Origin of the sequence: Pseudoduganella albidiflava (assembly GCF_004322755.1) — a bacterium.
In the GTDB taxonomy this organism is placed as follows: domain Bacteria; phylum Pseudomonadota; class Gammaproteobacteria; order Burkholderiales; family Burkholderiaceae_D; genus Rugamonas; species Rugamonas albidiflava.
This window is the reverse complement of sequence record NZ_CP036401.1, coordinates 3,482,354-3,500,962: the sequence shown is the minus strand read 5'-3', so window position 1 is coordinate 3,500,962 and position 18,609 is coordinate 3,482,354. Positions and strand designations below refer to the sequence as shown.

Sequence of the window (18,609 nt, the reverse complement as noted above, 5' to 3'; positions counted from 1 at the left end):
GCACGCGCGATGGCGCGACCACGGAGAGTTCGACAGTGGGAGGGGCGACCGGACAACCTCGATGACGCCCCTGGTACTGACGCCCCTGGTACTTATTTTCCTGCCGGATTATTTCGGCCAGGGCGGCCCGTCCAGCGGGCGGTAATTCACATGCTGGACCTGCAGGCGCAGCAGGGCTTGCGGCAAGCGTTGCTGGAAATCGCCGTAGTCCTTCAGGGCCTTCGGGGTCCACATGGTTTCGGACAGCGCCAGCAGCCGTGGCCATGCCATGTACTCGACCTGGGCAGGGGTCGGCATGCGTTCGCTCCACAGCTGGCCCTGGCTGCCGAGGATGCGCACCGCGTGGGCGGCGGGCAGGGTTGCCGGGATCGGGTCGAAAGCATAGACCTTGTCGAGCAGGTTGAACTTGCGGGCACCGATCGGCTCGCGGAAGGCCGGATCGCTCAGTTCCGCCTGGTAATAGTCGAGGTAGGTGCCGCGTTCCGGCGTCATCACCACATCGTGGCCCAGGGCGGCGGCCTTGATGCCGCCTTCCTCGCCGCGCCAGCTCATCACGGTGGCCCCTTTCGGCAAGCCGCCATCGAGGATTTCGTCCCAGCCGACCATGCGCCGGCCTTTCTGCTTCAGGTGGTCGTTCATCTGGTTGATGAACCAGCTCTGCAGGCCGTGCAGGGCGGGATGGTCCGCAGGCTTGCCGTCGGCGCCCCGATAGGATTGCAGTTCCTGCGCCGTGGTGCCGTCTGGAACCAGCTTGAGCTGTTTCATGCGTGCCAGTGCCTTTGGCGAGGCTGCCCATTCGGGCTTGAGGACTTCGTCGCCACCGATATGGATGTAGGTACCCGGAAACAGCGTCAGGACTTCGTCCAGGACGTTCTTCAGGAAGGTGATCGTGCCGTCTTCGACGTTGAAGATCTCGGGCATGATGCCCCACACGCGGCCGACCTGCAGCTGTCTCGCCGGATCGTTGCCCAGCTCCGGATAGGCAGCGATGGCGGCCGTCGCGTGGCCCGGCATTTCGATTTCCGGAACCACCGTGATGTGGCGCGCGGCGGCGTACGCCACGACCTCGCGAATGTCGTCCTGCGTGTAGAAGCCGCCGTGCGGCTTGCCGTCGTAGAGCTGGCGGGCCGGCTCGGGGTTTTTCGGCTCGACCATCGTCTCCCTCCGCCACGCTCCGATCGAGGTCAGTTTGGGATAGCGCTTGATCTCGATGCGCCAACCCTGGTCATCGGTCAGGTGCCAGTGAAAGACATTGAGTTTTTGCTGCGCCATCAGCTCCAGGTGCCTGAGCACGAAGCTGGCGGGCATGTAGTGGCGCGCAACGTCGAGGTGGCTGCCGCGCCAGCCGAACCGCGGCTGGTCTTCGATGGTGACGGCCGGGATGGACCAGGTGCGCGCCAGCGGCGCCATGCGGTAGATGTCGGCAGGGAACAGCTGGCGCAGCGTCTGGATGCCGTAGAACAGTCCGGCGGGCTGGGCGGCGGTGATGGTCGCACCGGTGCTGTTGCTGACGAGGCGATAGCCCTCCTTGCCCAGTTTTTCCAGCGCCGGATCGAGGGCAAGGCGGATACTGTTGTCACCACCGCTGGCCACGACCGGCAGGGAATAGCCGGTGGTCGGCCGGAGGTAGTCACGCAGCTTGTCCGCTTCGACGGCCGCGGCGCCCGTCGCCACGATCCGGGTTGCCGCGGTGAGCGTGAATGTGCCTTGTCCGCGCTGTATCTGGGCCGGTCGCGGCACGATTTCCTGGGCGCTGGCGGGAATCGCCAGGCATGATGAACCAAGCATCAGGGTGCAGGACAGCAGGGTACAAGACAGCAGGGTGTGCGAACGCATGCGGATCTCCACGCGAAAATGGGCTGGTGTCAGAGGTGCTGACAGGTTCAGTCGATATGGCCGTTCAGTCGATATCGCCGCTCAGTCGATATGGCCGGCCGGCGCCTGGACGGAGACCGTCATGTCAATGGCTTGTAGGCGATCGCTTCGATTTCGATTTTCGCGTCCACCACCAGCCTTGCCTGCGTCGTCGAGCGGGCTGGCTTATCGCCAGGGAAGAATTCCGCGTACACGCGGTTGAAGGTCCAGAAGTCGCGTGCATCGTCCAGCCACACGGTGCACTTGATGACATCGGCCAGTTCGCAGCCGGCCAGCGCCAGGGCACGGCCCAGGTTTTCCATGGTCACCCGCGTCTGTACCGCAATCCCGCCGCTGGCAATATCCCCGTGCTCATCCATGGCCACCTGGCCTGAGACATAGACGAAATCGCCGGCCCGTACCGCCGGGGAGAACGGCAGCGCCTGCCCGCCTGCGCCGTTGCGGGGGTTGCCGAGATACTGTGCCTGTTGAACCATGACGAACCTTTCGTGGATGACTTGCGTAATGTCAGGGGGGTGAGGTAATTATATTTCACGTTACTTGTGCAATTGGATACGGATTAGCCGATATTTTTCGTAATGTAGGGTTTACGCGACGAATTGCGTACTTTTCAAACACCCGGAGTGAAATAAAGTTTCATCAAGATGACAGTTCGGTGTCATGCCACCGTGGTTTGGCGGAAGGCGCGACGCTCCGTAAAGCCTGCGTCGGCCCGATACACCGCCTCGTGTATGATGAAACGACCGTGCTATTCACGGCGCGGCCAGCATGTCGAACAGCGAACACGAGGAGACAGCATGGACTTGAACTATTCCCCGGAGGACGACGCGTTCCGCCAGCAGGTGCGCGATTTCCTCGCGGCGAACCTGCCGCCGGACCTGCGGCGCAAGGTGCGCGGCCACCTGCGGCTCGGCAAGGATGACTACGTGCGCTGGCACCGCATCGTGGCCGCGCAGGGCTGGGCCGCGCCGGGCTGGCCGGTCGAGTACGGCGGCACGGGCTGGAATGCGGTGCAGCGCCATATCTGGGACGAGGAATGCGCGCTGGCCGGCGCGCCGCCGATCCTGCCGTTCGGCGTCAACATGGTGGCGCCCGTCATCATGGCGTTCGGCAGCGCGGCGCAGAAGGCCCATTTCCTGCCGCGCATCCTGCACTGCGACGACTGGTGGTGCCAGGGGTATTCGGAACCGGGCGCCGGCTCGGACCTGGCCTCGCTGGCGACCACCGCCGTGCGCGACGGCGGCCATTACGTGGTGAACGGCCAGAAGACATGGACCACGCTGGCCCAGCACGCCGACATGATCTTTTGCCTGGTCCGCACGGACCCGGCGGCGCGCAAGCAGGACGGCATCTCGTTTCTGCTGATCGACATGAAGAGTCCCGGCATCACGGTGCGGCCGATCGTCATGCTCGACGAGGAGCACGAAGTCAATGAAGTCTTCTTCGACAACGTGCGCGTGCCCGTGGAGAACCTGGTGGGCAAGGAAAACCAGGGGTGGACGTATGCGAAGTTCCTGCTCGGCCATGAGCGCACCGGCATCGCCGCGGTGGGCCGCAGCAAGCGCGAACTGCGCTTCCTGAAAGCGCTGGCGCTGCGGCAGCAGCTGGGCGGCCGGCCGCTGCTGGACGACCCGGTGTTCGCCGCGAAAATCGCCCAGGTGGAAATCGAACTGATGGCGCTGGAGGTCACGGTGCTGCGCACCATCGCGCAGGAAGACCGCGCACCCGGCCCGCAGGCATCGCTGCTGAAGATCAAGGGCACCGAGGTGCAGCAGGCCCTGGCCGAACTGATGGTCGAGGCCGCCGGACCGGCCGCGCTGCCGTTCGATTCGGCCCTGCTGGAAGGGCGGCATGGCATCGCGCACGACAGCGCGGACGAGATGCAGGCCGCGCCACTGGCCGCGTACTACTTCAACTACCGCAAGACGTCGATCTACGGCGGCTCGAACGAAATCCAGAAGAACATCATCGCCCGGATGATCCTGGGCCTGTGAGGAGGCGGCATGGACTTTGAACCGAAGGAAGAACAGCGCCAGCTTGCCGATGCGCTGCGCCGCTGGATCGAACGCGACTACGGCTTCGCGGCGCGCAGGGACATCATCCATTCGCCGGCGGGCGAGTCGCCGGAGGCATGGCGGATGCTGGTGGAACTGGGGCTGACGGCGCTGCCGGTGCCGGAGGCGCAGGGCGGCTTCGGCGGCGGCGCCGCGGACATGTTCTTCGTCATGCAGGAACTGGGGCGCGGCCTGGTCGCCGAACCCTATTTCGCCACGGTGCTCGGTGCGCGTGTGCTGCAACTGGCGGGTGGCCAGGAAGAACTGCTCGAACGCGTGGCGGCCGGGGAAGTGAAGCTCGCGTGCGCACTGGGCGAGGCGCAGTCGCGCCACGACCTGGCCGACATCGCGGCGAAGGTCTCGGGCCCGGTGGACGCGGCCGCGGTATCCGGCGTGAAGACCGTGGTCGAGGGCGGCGGCCAGGCGGACATGCTGATCGTCTCGGCACGCAGCCATGGCGGCCAGCGCGACCGCGACGGCATCTCGCTGCTGCTGGTCGATGCCGGCACGTCGGGCCTGGTGATCCGCGATGGCCGCGCGATCGATGGCCGGCGCTGCGCCGGCGTCACGTTCGACCATGCCCCCGCCACGTTGCTGGGCGACCCCGGCACGGCCTGGCCGGTCCTGGAAGCGGCCACGGACTGGGGCGCAGCGTTGCTGTGCGCGGAAGCCGTCGGCGCGATGGATGCGCTGTTCGGCGCCACGCTCGACTACCTGAAGACGCGCCGCCAGTTCGGCGTGCCGATCGGCAGCTTCCAGGCCCTGCAGCACCGCATGGCGGACATGTTCATCCACCTCGAACAGGCCCGCTCGATGGCCATGCTGGCAGCGGCCAAGGCCGATTCAGGCGATGCGGAAGAACGCCGCCGCGTGGTCTCCGCGGCCCGGGTGCGGGTCGGCGAGGCGGCCCGCTTCGTCGGGCAGCAGGCGGTGCAGCTGCATGGCGGCATGGGCATCACCGACGAGCTGCCCGCCGCGCACTGGTTCAAGCGGCTGACGGCGATCGGGCTGACGCTGGGGGACGTGGACCATCACTTGCGGCGGTTTGCCGGACAGCCGGGGTTCCGGGTGGCTTGACAGGGGTTTCGCGAAGCATGCTTCGCGCCTGTCACGCGGTGATGGCTTGCAAGCCATCACTCCTCCGGAGCGCTGCGGCGGACCGACCGGTTTTCGCATGATGTTGCCGATTTCCTGAGCAAAAACCGATGTCCGACACATTTTCCGGATAAAGCGCCCGGAAAAAATGTCCGACACCAAGCACGCTGACGCCAACTCATGTAGTCACGTGGCCTTAACTTAACGGCATTAGTGTCCGACACCCTTGGGTGTCCGACACCAGTGAGTGTCCGAAAACAGGGGCGCGGGCGGTTCCGGCGAATGCCGGCATGGCGCTATTCCAGCGCCGGCCGGCATCAGAAGAACACGGCGGTGCGCGTGACGATCGTGCCGTTGTTGCTGTATGGCCCCGTGGCGCGCACGGCGCCGGTATCGGGTTTGCCGTCGTCCAGCTTGGCATCGATCTGTTCGGCGAAGCTGTCGGGCAGGTTGTCGAAGCGGATGCCGTTGCCGCCGCGCCCGGCCACCACGTCGTTGAACACGTACACGGCGCCGCCGTGCGCGCTCGTCATGAAATCGGTGGTGCCGTTGAACGAGCCGGTGATGAAGCCGCCCAGCGCCAGGTGCTGCGGGGCGAGCTGGTACTCGGCGATCTGGCCGTCGCCATTGCCGTTGCCGCTGGTGCCCGGCACGTGCGCGGTGGCCTGGGCATCGTCGCCGGGCAGGGCGCGGAACTTGTCCTGGTAGGCATTGACGGCCGCCTGCAGCGACGTCGACTGCTGGATCACGTTCTTGACCTTGGCATTGTCGATCAGGCTCTGGCCCTTCAGCACGCCACCCAGCAGCAGGCCGATGATGACGAGCACGATCGCGATTTCCACCAGCGTGAAGCCTTGTGCGCGGCGGCGGATCCGCGGCATGTGAAAGGGTTGCAAGATTGTTACTCCTTGATGCTTTACGTGGTTTACATCTTACAGGCCCGGCGGCGTTAACGCACCTGCCCGTGTGTGCCGTGCGATGCGGCCCGTTCCAGTTCGCGCAGCCGGCCCTCCAGGAAGGCGATGTCGTTCGGGTCCGTGATCGTGCCGCTGGCCAGCAGCGCGCCGGCGACGGCGCGCGCGCTGTCGAGCTCATTCATGTCCTGCAGGATGAACAGTTCCAGCTGGCGCGCCCAGGCCGGCGCCAGCGGCGCGCGCAGCCGCAGCGCCTGGGCATAACGCCGCGCCAGCGCCATGTCGTGCAGGCTGTGGCGTGCCAGCAGCGCGGCCTGCACCATGTCCGGCCAGCGGCGCGCCGGATCGGCCGCGAAGGCCCGTTCGACGACACCGAGCATGATGCGCACCCGCGCCGGATCGGCCACCACGCCGTAGACCTGTGCCGCGGCCACCAGCGGCTGCCTGCTGCGCGGATCGAGCGCCAGTGCCGCCTCGAGCCAGCCGGCCAGGTGGCCGTAGTCGAGTTCGCGCAGCGGGATGCCGGCGTCGGATGCATGCAGGTACAGCATGACGAGCCGCGCGGCGGTGGGGCCGTCGCCCAGGCTGGCCAGGCGCAATGCGGCATCCGGCAGGGGCGGGCCGGGCGGCGGCATCACGGACACCGGCGCCGATCGCGCAGGCCCGGGCGCCACGGCGTGCAGCGCGCACTGGGCGGCCAGCGCGGCCAGCAGCAGCGCGGCGATGCCGGCGGGCGCGCGGCGGGCCATCAGAATTCCTTGCGGTACAGGTCGAACAGCGCGGCGCCCGCCAGCAGCGCCACATACACCAGGCTCTGGAGCGCCACGAAGCCCAGGTCGGCCGCGGTGCCGGTGCCGTACAGCAGCCAGTCGCTGCGCGCGAAGGCATCGAGGCGGGGCAGCACGAATGCCAGGAGGTCGGTGCCGGCGCCGATGACGCGCTGGCCGGCATCCGGCAGCGCGCCATGGCCGGCCTGCTGCAGCGCCGTCACGCTGCGCGCCAGCACGTAGAAGCCGGCCGTGGCGCACAGCGACGGCAGCGCGTGCTGCAGCGTGAGCGTGCAGAACACGGCGAAGGCGGCGACGATCCACAGCTCGCCCAGCAGTGCCACGGTCCACAGCGCCGCCTGGGCCGGTGGCGCCGCCATGGCGACCAGCAGGCCGGCCACGCCCGCCGGCAGCAGCGCCAGCAGGGCGCAGCCGGCCAGCCGGCCGAGCAGCCAGGTGGCGCGCGGATACGGCAGGGCGAGCAGCATCTCGACCTGCTTGTCGGCATGCTCGCGCACGATGGCCGTGACCGCGAAGGTGGCCACGATGCCGGCGCCGGCCAGGCGCAGCAGGGCGGCCAGCAGCGCCGTATTGGTGGCGCGGCCCTCGGCCGGCACCACGGCCTGCAGGAAGCCGGCCAGGCCGACGGCGGCCAGCGCCAGCACGGCCAGCAGCCACAGCAGGCGGCTGCGCAGCGCTTCCTTCAGCGTGCCGGTGGCGATCGCGCGCACGGCGGTATTCACGGCGCAGTCCTCATCGGCTGGACCTCATCGGCTGGACCTCATCGGCGCGGCATCCTTGACCGGCCACCGCCGGCGCGAATGGATCGGGGCCATAGATCCGGCCCATGCATCGGCAGGCACCGCGCAGCACATCATGGCAGGCGGCCGGCCGCGATCAGGCGGTTGAACAGCACGTTCGGCGACACCCACACCACCAGGTCGTCGTAGGCGCCGCCCGGCAGGGCCGCGTTGTCGCTGGCCCCGCGGGCGATGTAGGCGGTGCCGGCCAGCGACATGTTGGCCTTCTCGTCGGCGTTGCCGGCGCCGGCATCCGCCGCCCGCACCCCCAGGTCCGAGAAGCCGCCGTAGCCGTTCTTGCCCATCGACACGATCACGGCGGGGATGTCGTTCGGCGCGGTGGCCGCCACCAGGTTGCCGGTCGCGTCGCGCGTGGCCACCGTGATGTCGCGCGGGGTCGCCAGGCGGAAGCGGTCCCCGCTGTCGGCGAAGGCGGGCGTCACGCTGTACATGAAGATATGGCCCCAGCTGTCGAGCTTGGGCATGCCCAGCGTGGCCCAGGGCAGGAAGCCGGCGCGCCGCTCGCCCGCGCAGCGCTCGCCGTCGCGCGCTTCCAGGCCGTTGGCGGCCGACACGGCGGGGCAGGGCAGGTAGCCGTTCAGGGCCGCGAAGCCGACCAGCGCCTCGCGTGCTTCTTCCATCGCGCGCTGGGTATCGGCCACGCGGCGCTGTTCCAGCTGGGTCGACAGCGGCGTGATCAGGCCGCCGACCAGCAGGCCGACGACGACCAGCACGATGGCGATCTCGACCAGCGTGAAACCCGGTTGATGGTGTGCAGGATGGGTCATGGTGGGTGTGTTGGGAAGGATGCGCGGCGGGTCAGGGGAGCGTGCGTGCCGCGGCCATCCGGGCGTACAGCGTGTACAGGGGAACCGCGACCAGCAGGTCGTCGAACGGACCGCCGGGCGTGGCGGGATCGGCCGAACCGGCGCGCCGGATGAAGTCCGTGCTGGCCAGGTCGTTGTTGATTTCATCCAGGTTGCCCGGGCTGCCATTGGCCTGCGGCAGCCCGGCGACGCTGGTGCCGAGGTTGTTGCGGCCCTGCGAAAACACCACCGCGGGCAGGCATTGGGCGTAGATCAGGCACTCGGCCTGGCCGGCGTCGTAGCGCAGGTTGCCGGCGCCGTCGCGGGTCAGCAGGCGCTTGGTGGCGATGGCGGACAGGCGCCGCACCGGGGTCAGCGTGTACTCCGGCGTGACGCTGTAGCGCAGCCGCTTGCCCCAGCTGTCGGCGCCGTCGACACCCAGCGTGACCCACGGCAGGAAGCCGCTGCAGGCCGCTTCGTCGGCGCAGGGCTCGGCGCGCTCGTTGCCGTCGGTGGCCGAGATGGCCGGCCGCGGCAGGCGCCCATGCGTGCTGGCGAAGCCCACCAGCGCATCGGCCGCCTGCGCCAGCACCGCCAGCGTGCGGCGTTCCCGCACGCGTTCCACGTCGCTGCGGCCGAACGCCGAGATCAGCACGGCGGCAAAGCCCACGCTGGCCACGGCCAGCAGCAGCAACAGCGCCGCGCCTTGCTGGCGCCGCGGGTCAGCGCGCATCCGGCGGCGCGCCATCGTTCGTGCCGATGTTTTCGCCGGGCTTGACCAGCACGCGGCCGCCGGGCGTTTCCACGGGAATCGCGCTGCCCGGCCGGTAGCGGCCCAGCGTCGTTTCGCGCGGCTCGCCGTCGATCCACACGGTGGCCCGGCCGTCGCTGCGGCGTATCACGCCCGTCAACCGCGACGGCACGGGCGGCGGCGGCGCTTCGGCCACGGGCGGCGGCGGCTGCTGCTGCGCCGGCTCGGCGGCGGTGGCGGTGGCCACGGGCGCGCTGGCGCGGTCGCGGTCGAGGCGCATGCGCTCGTCCGGCGCGGTGAACAGGCGCCCCAGCACCGGTTCGGTGTACTGGGCCGCCGCGGGCGCCATCGCGGCGCCGGCCAGCACGGCGGCCAGCAGGCGGGCATGGAAGGCGGCCGGCAGGGCGATCGGCCGGGCGGGCGGGCGCTTCGTCATCGCGGGCTCCCCGTGGTCCGCGCGCCGCGCCCGGCGGGCGTCAGCGTCAGCCAGTTCAGCGTGCAGTCGGCGGTCAGGCCCGGCGCCGGACCGGGCGCCGCCGGGGCCGCGGCGGTACCCGCCGTGCGCCGCATGTCGCACTGCTGCACCGTGAACACGCCATGCTGCCGCAGGTCGCCCAGGAAGGCGAACAGATCCATCTCGTGCAGCAGGTCCATGTGCAGCGTCATCCGGCTGCCCAGCAGCTGGTAGTCGCCGGTCGGCAGCCGGCCCTCGATCTTGTACGGTTGCTGCGGTTCGATTTCATAGGTCAGCGGCAGGAGCCGGCGGCGCTCCTGGATCTGCCGGATCGCATCGACCCAGTCCAGCCGGCTCTCGGTGCCGACGAAGTGGCGGCGCTGCAGTTCCACGAACAGCGGCTGGTAGGCGCGGATCTCCTGTTTTTCCGATTCGGCGTACAGGAAGCGCTTGCGCGCCGCGTCGCGCATCGCATGCGCCTGCCGCTCGTCCTCGCGGGCCTGCTCGAGCTGCAGGTAGCTGGCCAGCACGCACGTGAAACTGATGCCGGCCGTGATGACGAAGGTCATCACGGCGGGGCGTACCAGGGCGAAATCGCGCACCCAGTACGGCAGCGGCAGGCGGATGCCGGCGCTGCGCGCGGCGGCGCGGGTACTCAGGGCGTCCATGTCAAGTCCAGGGTGAATTTGTTCTGTTCCTGGCCGGCGGTGGGGGCCCCGACGGTGCCGGACAGCTTCTGCGTGGGCCGGATATCGAACGGCAGCTGCACGATCTCCACGGTCACGTTCGGAATGCTGGCCAGCCGCTGCGCGAACACGTTCATTTCGCCGAGCACCTTGCGGTAGTCGTTGCGCGCGGACAGGACCTCGGCCTCCACGCGCAGCTTTTGCGGCGGCGACTTCGGGATGCCCAGCGCCAGCGACGAGGTGGGCGCGGCCAGTGCCGGCGTGCCGGCCGTGCCGCTCGCGCCGCTCGCGCCGCCCGCGCCACCCACTATGGGCCCGCTGGGCGCGCCGGGCACGTCGGCGCGCCAGTCGAGCCGGGAGATGCGGACCTGCGGCGACTGCTCGAGCGCGCCGCTGACCATGCGCATCATGGCCACCGGCCACGGGCCCTGCCTGGCCACGGTACGGTCGATCGATACCGCGGCGCGCATGTTGGCGGTCTTGTCGGCGGCCGGCGGCATGCTCGACATGCTGCGGTCGTAGTTGGCCCGGTAGTGCGCGGTCTCGGAGCGGAAGCCCTCGGCACTGCCGTGCGCCAGCGTGTAGCTGGCCAGGTTCAGGATCGACCAGACCACGCCGGCGGTGGCCAGCACCGCGCTCGATGCGTACAGCGACAGGCGGGCCTGCAGCAGCCGGTAATAGTTGCCCGCGGCGCCGGTCGGATAGTGGCTGGCCGGCGGATTGCGGGCCAGCATGGCCAGCAGCGTGGGCTCGGCCACGTGCGCCGCCACGCCCTGCGCCGCGCCGCCCACGTGCAGCGCGGTGGCCGCCGTGTCCAGGGGCACGATGTGGTAGATCGTTTCGGCCGTGTTGGTGCATTCCGCCGCCAGGCGCTCGACCTGGTCGGGCGCGGCCAGCACCAGCACGTGCAGCACGTCGCCCCGCGCCAGCAGGCGCACGCTGCCCAGGAATTGCTGGGTGCGGGCGGTCTGCGTGGCCACGGCATGCAGCTGCGCTTCCTCGGGCGTGGCCTGCACCAGGCGCGAGAACTTCACGGCGCCGCGCAGGAAGTAGGTCTGCCGCAGGCCTGCCGTGTGCCAGCTCGCCAGCAGCACGTGGCGATGGCGCATCGCCAGCCGGTGCAGCACGTCGCGGCCCAGCATGGCGCACGAGTAGACGCCGGCCAGCGGCGTCTGCATCAGCTCCATCGCATCCACCCACGGCGTCAGCAGCAGCGGGTTGGTCAGCGCGGTGAACAGCACCTCGTCGTCGCGCCGGCCTTCGACGCTGCGCCCCTGCACCAGTGCGGCGCGGTAGGGCGTGTCGCGATAGTGCTGGACCAGCCGGCGCTCGCGCAGCTTGCGTCCCGCGCGGCCGCGCACGTGGGGCAGCAGCAGCCGCGTGTAGTCTTCCTCGATCAGGTCGGTCAACAGGTAGCCGGGGCGGTTGCCGTGCCGGTCCAGGTAAGCGAGGAAATCGTTCAGGCCCGCCCGGGTGGCGGGGAAGATGTGCGGCCCGAACAGCGTGTTGCGCTGCCATTGCCAGGCATGCAACTGGTCGCTGGTGAGATAGAAGAGCTGTTTGGCCAACATGTCAGATCCTGATCGCGCTGATCGTGTCGTAGATCGGGCCGAGCACGGACAGCATGATCCAGCCCAGCAGCAGGCCCAGCACCACCGTCATGGTCGGTTCGATCATGGCCTGCACCCGTTCGATCTGTTCGCGCACTTCGCGATTGTAGAAGTAGGCCACGTTGCGCAGCGCGCCGTCGAGCGCGCCGGTGGCTTCGCCCACTTTCAGCATGCGCACCACCAGCGGCGGGAACAGGCCGGTATGGCCGAACGCGCCGCTGACGCTCTGGCCCTCGGAAATGAGCTGGGCCACGCGGCGCAGCGCGGCCGCCACGGCGCGGTTGCCGGCGATCCCCTCGGACAGCCGGATGCATTCGAGGATCGTGATGCCCGAGCCGTACATCATGGCGAAGAAGGTGGCGAAGCGCGCCAGGATGATCTTGTGCAGCACCGGCCCCACCGGCCAGGCGCGCAGCTTGGCGCGGTCGAACGCGAACGCGGCCCGTTCGTCGCGGCGCAGCCACCACCGGCCGCCGAACCACGCCGCCACGGGCGCGGCCAGCAGCACGAACCAGTAGTCGATGAACACGTTCGACACGGCGATCAGCGCGCGCGTGTGCAGCGGCAGTTCCTGCCCCATGTTGCGGATGAAACTGGTCAGCTGCGGCACCAGGTAGATCATCAGGAAGAACGTGACCGCCGTGACCACCACCAGCACGATGGCCGGGTAGGTGACGATCTTCCTGGTCTGGGCGGCCAGTTCGTCCTGCCATTTCAGGCTGTCGGCCAGGTTGCGGAATACCTCGTTGACCTTGCCGCTTTCCTCGCCCGCCCGCACCAGGCTGGTGAAGGTCTGGTCGAACGCTTCCGGGTAGTTGCCCAGCGCGGCCGACAACGGCACGCCGCCCTCGATGTTCTCGATCAGGTCGGTGATGATCTCGCGGAAGCGCGGATGGTCCATCGATTCGCGCAGGTCGTTCAGCGCATCGAGGATCGGCACGCCGGCGCTGGACATCTGCTCCATGTGGAAGCAGAAATTGATCAGGTCGCGCCGGTCGATGCGGCGGCGCCCCAGCGCAATCACCTTCTGGCGCGACTGCCGGTAGTCGATCAGGTCCAGGTCCATCCTGGACAGGCGCAGCTCCAGGTCCGGCACGTTCAGCGCATCCATATTGCCGGGCACGATCTGGCCGGCGGTATCCATGGCACGGTAGATGTACTGCGGCATATCAGGCCAGCCTGTCGGTCAGGTCGACTACGCGCGAGATCTCGTCGATGGTCGTGGCGCCCTGCAGCACGCGGCGCATGCCGTCGTCGACCAGCGAGCGGAAGCCGGCGGCGCGCGCGGCGGCGCGCAATTCGCGCACGGCGGCGCGGCGCGCGACCAGTTCGTCGAGCTCGGCGTTCATCTTCAGCAGTTCCATGATCGCCACGCGGCCCTTGTAGCCCTGGTGAGCGCAGCGCTCGCAGCCCACCGCCCGGTAGATGGTCGCCGGCGGATCTTCCTCGCCGAGCCCCAGCAGGCGACGTTCCAGCGCATCGGCTTCGAAGCCTTCGCGGCAATGCATGCACAGGCGCCGCACCAGGCGCTGGGCGATGATGCCGATGATGTTCCCGGCCAGCACGTCGGCGATCACGCCAATGTCGAGCAGGCGGGGAATCGCTCCCACCGCGGAGTTGGTGTGCAGCGTCGAATAGACCTGGTGGCCCGTCATCGCCGCCGCGAGCGCCATGTCGGCGGTTTCCTTGTCGCGGATTTCGCCGACCAGGATCACGTCCGGGTCCTGGCGCAGGATCGAGCGGATGCCGTCGGCGAAGCCCAGCTTGGCCGACTCGTTGACCGAGGTCTGGCGGATCATGTTCATCGGGTACTCAACCGGGTCTTCCAGCGTCATGATGTTGACGCCCTCGGTATTGATGTGGTTCAGGATCGAGTACAGCGTGGTGGTCTTGCCGCTGCCGGTCGGGCCGGTGACGAGGATCAGGCCATCGGGCCGGGCGATCATCAGGCGCAGCAGGTCCAGCTCGTGCTCGGCCAGGCCCAGGCCATCGAGCGGCACGATGCCTTTCTGGCGGTCCAGCACGCGCAGCACGAAGTTCTCGCCGTGCGTGGTGGGCTGCGCGCTGGCGCGGAAGTCGATCTGGCGGCCGGAAAACTTGATCGAGATGCGGCCATCCTGCGGCGCGCGGGTCTCGGCGATGTTCATGTTGCTGATCACCTTCAGGCGCACGGCCATGGCCGGCCAGTACGACTTGTGCAGGCTGCGGATCTGGCGCAGGATGCCATCGATGCGGTAGCGGATGCGCAGGAAACTCTGTTCCGGCTCGAAGTGCACGTCCGACGCGCCATTCTGCACCGCATCGGCCAGCAGCGCGTCGATCAGCCGTACCATCGGGTGGCTGTACTCGTCGGACGTGCCCTGGTACGTCACGTCGCCCGTCTCGATCTCGTGCAGGATGCCGTCGATCGACAGTTCGAAGCCGTAGTACTGGTCGATCGCGCGGGCGATGTCGGAATCGTTGACCAGCAGGGGCGTGATCGTGATGCCCTTGACCAGCATCGCGTGGATCTGGTCCAGCGCCACGATATTGCTGGTGTTGGACATGGCCAGCACCAGGTTGTCGCGCTCGCGCTCGTAGACGATGGGGAACACGCTGTAGCGCTTCGCCACGTCCTTGGGAATCAGCTTCAGCGCGATGGCGTCGACCACCAGGCTGTTCAGGTCGGCCGACTGCGTGTTGAGGTTTTCCGACAGCGCTTCGCGGATCGTGGCCTCGGTCACGAAGCCCATGCCGACCAGCAGCTTGCCGAGCGGTTCCCGTTCGCGCTTCTGCTCGATCAGTGCGATGCGCAGCTGGTCTTCGCTGATGACGCCCTTGTCGATCAGCAGCTTGCCGATCGGTTGCTTGATGCGTTCCGCCATCGCGCTCAATTCCCCGGAGCGGCCGGCACGGACGCCGGTGCGGGGGCGGACGCCGGTGCCGGGGCGGCGATGGCGGCGGGATCGGCCGCCGCCGCTGCCGCAGCCGGCGCCTGGGCGGCGGACAGCTCGGCCAGCCGGCGCTGGACCGCGGCGCGGTCGAAGGCGGCGGCGCCGCTGGCGGCCAGCGCCAGCGCGCGCTGGTAATACTGGCTGGCCAGGCGGGCCTGGTTCAGCCGGTCCAGGCCCACGGCCAGGTTGAACGCATAGTCGGCGTTGGCGGGCGCGGCGGACCAGGCATGGAAATACGCCTGCTGTGCTTCCTGCCAGCGGCGCTGGCGGGCATACAGGTTGCCCAGCGCAAAGTGCACCGGCGCGGCATCCGGATTGTCGCGCAACACGCCTTTCAGGCGCACCTCGGCACGGTCGCCATCGCCCGGCCGCAGCGCCGTCAGGCCGGCGATGGCTTCCGCATCGCGCGGATTGTTGGACAGCAGGCGCAGGTAGGAACGCGCGGCATCGTCGTCGCGCCGTTCACGCGCGGCGATGGCGGCACTGCCGAGCAGCGCATCGCGGTTGTTCGGATCGTTGCGCAGCGCGGTGGCGTACTGCCGCGCCGCGGCGGCCAGGTCGCCGGCCGCGAACGCGGCATAGCCGGCCTGCACCGCGGGATGGATGGCGGGGCTGGACGCGCCCCGCGCCACCTGCACGTCGCCCCGGCCGTTGGCCTCGGCGGCGGCCGGGGCCGTGGACGTGGACGTGGACGTGGACGCTGCCGGCGCCGACGCGGCGGCGGCGCCGTCCGGCTCGCCGAATGCGCCTGCCGCGCCCGGCGCCTCGCCCATCTGTTCCATGCGCCCGGCACGTTCCATGGCGTCGCGCATCGCTTCACGGCGGATCTCGGGATCCTCGATGGCCGCCAGCTGGGCCGGGGTGGGGCCGGCCAGCGGCGCGGGGCGGCTGGCACGCGGCGCAGCGCCCGGCGCCCGCGTGGTGGCCGGCGCCGCCGCCACCGGTGCTGCTGGTGGCGCGACTGGTGCCGGTGCCGGGGGAGCGGCGGGGTCGATGGGCGGCGGCACGGCGGCGGTGTCGGCGGCGGGCGCGGGCGTGCCCAGCGCGCCGAACGGTGCGCCGCTCGGCGCGACGACGATGCCGAGATCGCCGCCGGCCGTGGTGGCGCCAGTGGCGCTGGGCGGCGGCATCGGCACCATGGGCAGGCTGGCGCCCGGTCCCGGGCCGTTGACGGCTTGCCAGTACAGGTAGCCAAACGTGCCGGCGATCATCACCAGCACGCCGGCCAGGCCCGCGATCCGCAGCCGCGGCAGGTCGATGCCCGAAGCGGCATCCGCCTGCACCGGCGCGCTGCGCGGTACCGCCCGGCGTTCGGGCGCCCCCGGGCCGCGCCGGCTGTCGGCGCCCGCCGGGGCGGGCCGGGGTGCCGCGCGGGCATCCCTGACGGGAATCTCGCCGGCATCGCCGCGCACCCGCCCGCCTTCATGGCGTGCCTGGGGCGGTACCGGATTATGCGATGCCTCGACGGCCGGTTCGATCGCCGGCGGCGGTGGCGGCAGCGGCGGGTCGGCACGCAGGGTATCGGACTGCACCGCTTCCGCCCGTGTTGCTTCGGCTTGCCGTGCTTCGTTTTGCGGTGCCTGGGCTTGCGGTGCCTGGGCTCGCTGTGCGTCTACCCGCGCCGGCGGGGCGTCGAGCGGCTCCAGGCTCAGTTCCAGCGGCCCGCTGGACGATCCCGGCGCGCGGGCCGGCGGGATATCCGGCATGCCTGCGTCCAGGTCGGGAGCGCGCCGCGGCGCGCCGCCCGCCACCGTGTCATCCGCGGGCTCCTGCCCGTTGTCCGGCAAGTCTTCTTCCTGCAGGCCGCTTTGCCGTGCGCGCTCGGCTTTCTTCAACGCTTGCATCAGCAGGCTCATGGTGTCCCCGCCGGCACGGCCTGGCCCGCGGTGGGGCCATACGGCGTCTTGTTCAGCGCATCCTTGCCGGGCAGCAGGTAGCGCAGGTCCTGGTAGTCGCCTTCCATGCTGGCGTCGCGCACCACGACGGCGCGCAGGAAGATCACCAGTTCGGTCTTCGACACGCTTTCGTCGCGGTAGGAAAGCAGGTTGCCTAGCAGGGGCACGCGCGACAGCAGCGGCAGGCCATCGCGCCTGTTGTCGACCGAATCCTGCATGAGTCCGCCCATCACGGCGGTCTGGCCGCTGTGCAGCTTCATCACCGATTCAAGTTCGCGTGCCTGGATCACCGGCACCGTGCTGGTCACGTCCAGCCGCTTCAGTTCCGGGTTCGGATCCGCCACTTCGCCGACCACGCGCGTGATGGTGGGCCGCACGTTCAGCGTGACTTCGCCGTCTTCGGATATCTGCGGGGTCACGCTCATCACGAAGCCGACCGGCACGGTCTCCACGCGCGATTCGTAGGTGGCCGGTGCCGACACGCCGCCCGACGAATTGGTGACGGCCGGCGTGACCTTCAGCGTGAAGAAGATGCTGTTGTCCACCACTTTCAACAGCGCTGTCTGGTTGTTCAGCACGGACAGCTTCGGGCTGGAAAGCACGTGGACCTTGCCGTACGATTCCAGCAGCTGGATGGCCGTCCTGATGTTGCCGATGGCGCTCATCGGATTGAAGTAGGTCAGGCTGAACATGCCGTCGAGGTTGGCCTCGCCGCGGGTCAGCGGCAGGCTGTCCGGATTGGGGTTGCCCTGCCCGAACACCGCGCCGCCGCTGGCGATGCGCTGCCAGTTGATGCCCTGCTGGTACTGGTCGGACAGGCGCACCTCGAGGATCGTGGCCTCGATCATCACCTGCCGCTTGGCGGCGGCCTGCAGCGTATCGAGGAACTCGCGCACCCTGTCGTGCTGCCGGCTGCTGGCGCGCACGGTGACGATGCCGCCTTCCGGGTTGACGATCACGGCGGGCGCGGTGCGCTGCGCGGCGGCACGGCCTTGCGCGGCGCCGGCCTGCACGCCGGGATAGCCGGCATCGGCCGGCTGGGTGGCGCCGCCGGCCGGCGAGAATGCCGGCTGGTACGTGCCTGGCTGGCCGTTGCCGAACTGTCCGGCCTGCGGCTGGCCTGGCTGGCCCTGCTGGCCCGGCTGGCCGGCTTGGCCCGGCTGCTGTCCGCCGGCCTGCTGGCCCTGCATGGCGGTCTGCTCGCGCAACTGCGCCAGCGGATCGGCCAGCGGATCGTTCAGGTTGGTGGGCCGCAGCATGTCGCGGATGTTCTTTTCCAGGTTGTACCAGAAATTGTTGTCGGCCCGGTTGGCCACCGAGGTGGTCGAATTGTTGTTGCCCGGCGAGAGCGAGGTGCCGGCGCCGGCGATCGTGCCGGTGCCCGTGTTCGACCCCGTGTAGCTGGTACCGGCGCTGCCGCCGCCCGTGGTGGAAATCTGCGTGGCGATGCTGACGTTGCTGTTGGTGGTGCGCGCGATGTTCACGTAGTCGATGCGGTAGTTGCGCCAGTGCGGCTCGTCCGGCAGCACCAGCAGCGTGGCGCCATCGATCTCGTAGCGCATGTCCACCTGCCGGGAAATCCGGTCCAGCAATTGCGGCAAGGTCTGGTCGAGCGCATTCAGCGTGACCACGCCGGTAATCGCCGGGTGCACGTCGACATTCATGCCGGCATCGCGCGCCAGCGCGAACAGCACCGATTCCACCGGGGCGCGGTGCACGGTCACGCTGAACGTTTCCGCCCTGGGCGCCGCCTGGGGAGCGGGCAGCACGGCGCTTTGCTGCACCGGGTCGGGAATCGCGCCGGCGGGGCGCGGCGCTTCGGTGACGTGGGCCGGCGAGACCGGCAGCCTGGGCGCGGCGCATGCGCCAAGCAGCGAACAGAGCACGGTGGCCGCGACTTTTTTCATTGTTATGTTTGCCGGAAGTGAGTTTACAGGGGCGATCATAATCTTATAAAACGAACGGATGT

16 protein-coding genes are annotated in these 18,609 nt (G+C 69.3%); 2 read left to right on the top strand and 14 right to left on the bottom strand.

Features of this window, described 5'->3' with window-relative positions; genetic code table 11:
- Window positions 1-108 precede the first annotated feature (108 nt).
- Together EYF70_RS14520 and EYF70_RS14515 are read right to left on the bottom strand one after the other, a co-directional pair.
- On the bottom strand, window positions 109-1,836 hold the full coding sequence (locus EYF70_RS14520) for a beta-N-acetylhexosaminidase (protein WP_218943783.1): 1,728 nt from the start codon (window positions 1,834-1,836) through the stop codon (window positions 109-111).
- A 119-nt stretch (window positions 1,837-1,955) separates the two neighbouring features.
- On the bottom strand, window positions 1,956-2,351 hold the full coding sequence (locus EYF70_RS14515) for a RidA family protein (protein ID WP_131146050.1): 396 nt from the start codon (window positions 2,349-2,351) through the stop codon (window positions 1,956-1,958).
- Between the two features lie 321 nt (window positions 2,352-2,672).
- On the opposite strand from EYF70_RS14515, the gene EYF70_RS14510 reads away from it, so the two are divergent.
- Window positions 2,673-3,869 (top strand): acyl-CoA dehydrogenase family protein, encoded by a 1,197-nt coding sequence (locus EYF70_RS14510; RefSeq protein ID WP_131146049.1) that lies wholly within the window; start codon window positions 2,673-2,675, stop codon window positions 3,867-3,869.
- A 9-nt stretch (window positions 3,870-3,878) separates the two neighbouring features.
- The gene (locus EYF70_RS14505; RefSeq protein WP_131146048.1) at window positions 3,879-5,006 is read left to right on the top strand and encodes an acyl-CoA dehydrogenase family protein; all 1,128 of its coding nucleotides are present in this window, start codon (window positions 3,879-3,881) and stop codon (window positions 5,004-5,006) included.
- 335 nt (window positions 5,007-5,341) lie between these two features.
- Here the strand turns inward: EYF70_RS14505 and EYF70_RS14500 are convergent, their stop codons facing one another.
- From EYF70_RS14500 to mshL, 12 genes are all read right to left on the bottom strand, one after another.
- A complete protein-coding gene (locus EYF70_RS14500) occupies window positions 5,342-5,920 on the bottom strand; it encodes a prepilin-type N-terminal cleavage/methylation domain-containing protein (RefSeq protein WP_229420867.1) in 579 nt (192 codons plus the stop codon).
- Between the two features lie 53 nt (window positions 5,921-5,973).
- A complete protein-coding gene (locus tag EYF70_RS14495; RefSeq protein ID WP_131146047.1) occupies window positions 5,974-6,687 on the bottom strand; it encodes a hypothetical protein in 714 nt (237 codons plus the stop codon).
- Complete coding sequence (locus tag EYF70_RS14490; RefSeq protein ID WP_131146046.1) at window positions 6,687-7,448, bottom strand: ABC transporter permease subunit; 762 nt, start codon at window positions 7,446-7,448, stop codon at window positions 6,687-6,689. Before EYF70_RS14490 ends, EYF70_RS14495 begins: the two co-directional genes overlap by 1 nt.
- Before the next feature lie 131 nt (window positions 7,449-7,579).
- Entirely contained in the window at window positions 7,580-8,293 is a 714-nt protein-coding gene (locus tag EYF70_RS14485) for a prepilin-type N-terminal cleavage/methylation domain-containing protein (protein ID WP_131146045.1), read from the bottom strand.
- A gap of 31 nt (window positions 8,294-8,324) precedes the next feature.
- A complete protein-coding gene (locus tag EYF70_RS14480) occupies window positions 8,325-9,044 on the bottom strand; it encodes a hypothetical protein (protein ID WP_229420866.1) in 720 nt (239 codons plus the stop codon).
- Window positions 9,034-9,498 carry a hypothetical protein gene (locus EYF70_RS14475; RefSeq protein ID WP_131146043.1) on the bottom strand — a complete coding sequence of 155 codons (465 nt, stop codon included), beginning with the start codon at window positions 9,496-9,498 and terminating at the stop codon, window positions 9,034-9,036. The genes EYF70_RS14480 and EYF70_RS14475 overlap by 11 nt, the downstream gene beginning before the upstream one ends.
- Complete coding sequence (locus tag EYF70_RS14470) at window positions 9,495-10,184, bottom strand: hypothetical protein (protein WP_131146042.1); 690 nt, start codon at window positions 10,182-10,184, stop codon at window positions 9,495-9,497. The genes EYF70_RS14475 and EYF70_RS14470 overlap by 4 nt, the downstream gene beginning before the upstream one ends.
- A complete protein-coding gene (locus EYF70_RS14465) occupies window positions 10,172-11,773 on the bottom strand; it encodes a hypothetical protein (RefSeq protein WP_131146041.1) in 1,602 nt (533 codons plus the stop codon). Before EYF70_RS14465 ends, EYF70_RS14470 begins: the two co-directional genes overlap by 13 nt.
- Before the next feature lies 1 nt (window position 11,774).
- A complete protein-coding gene (locus EYF70_RS14460) occupies window positions 11,775-12,980 on the bottom strand; it encodes a type II secretion system F family protein (RefSeq protein ID WP_131146040.1) in 1,206 nt (401 codons plus the stop codon).
- Window position 12,981: 1 nt separating this feature from the next.
- Window positions 12,982-14,676 carry a GspE/PulE family protein gene (locus EYF70_RS14455; protein ID WP_131146039.1) on the bottom strand — a complete coding sequence of 565 codons (1,695 nt, stop codon included), beginning with the start codon at window positions 14,674-14,676 and terminating at the stop codon, window positions 12,982-12,984.
- A gap of 5 nt (window positions 14,677-14,681) precedes the next feature.
- On the bottom strand, window positions 14,682-16,601 hold the full coding sequence (locus EYF70_RS14450; RefSeq protein ID WP_131146038.1) for a tetratricopeptide repeat protein: 1,920 nt from the start codon (window positions 16,599-16,601) through the stop codon (window positions 14,682-14,684).
- Complete coding sequence (gene mshL / locus EYF70_RS14445; RefSeq protein WP_131146037.1) at window positions 16,598-18,547, bottom strand: pilus (MSHA type) biogenesis protein MshL; 1,950 nt, start codon at window positions 18,545-18,547, stop codon at window positions 16,598-16,600. Before mshL ends, EYF70_RS14450 begins: the two co-directional genes overlap by 4 nt.
- Between the last annotated feature and the right edge of the window lie 62 nt (window positions 18,548-18,609).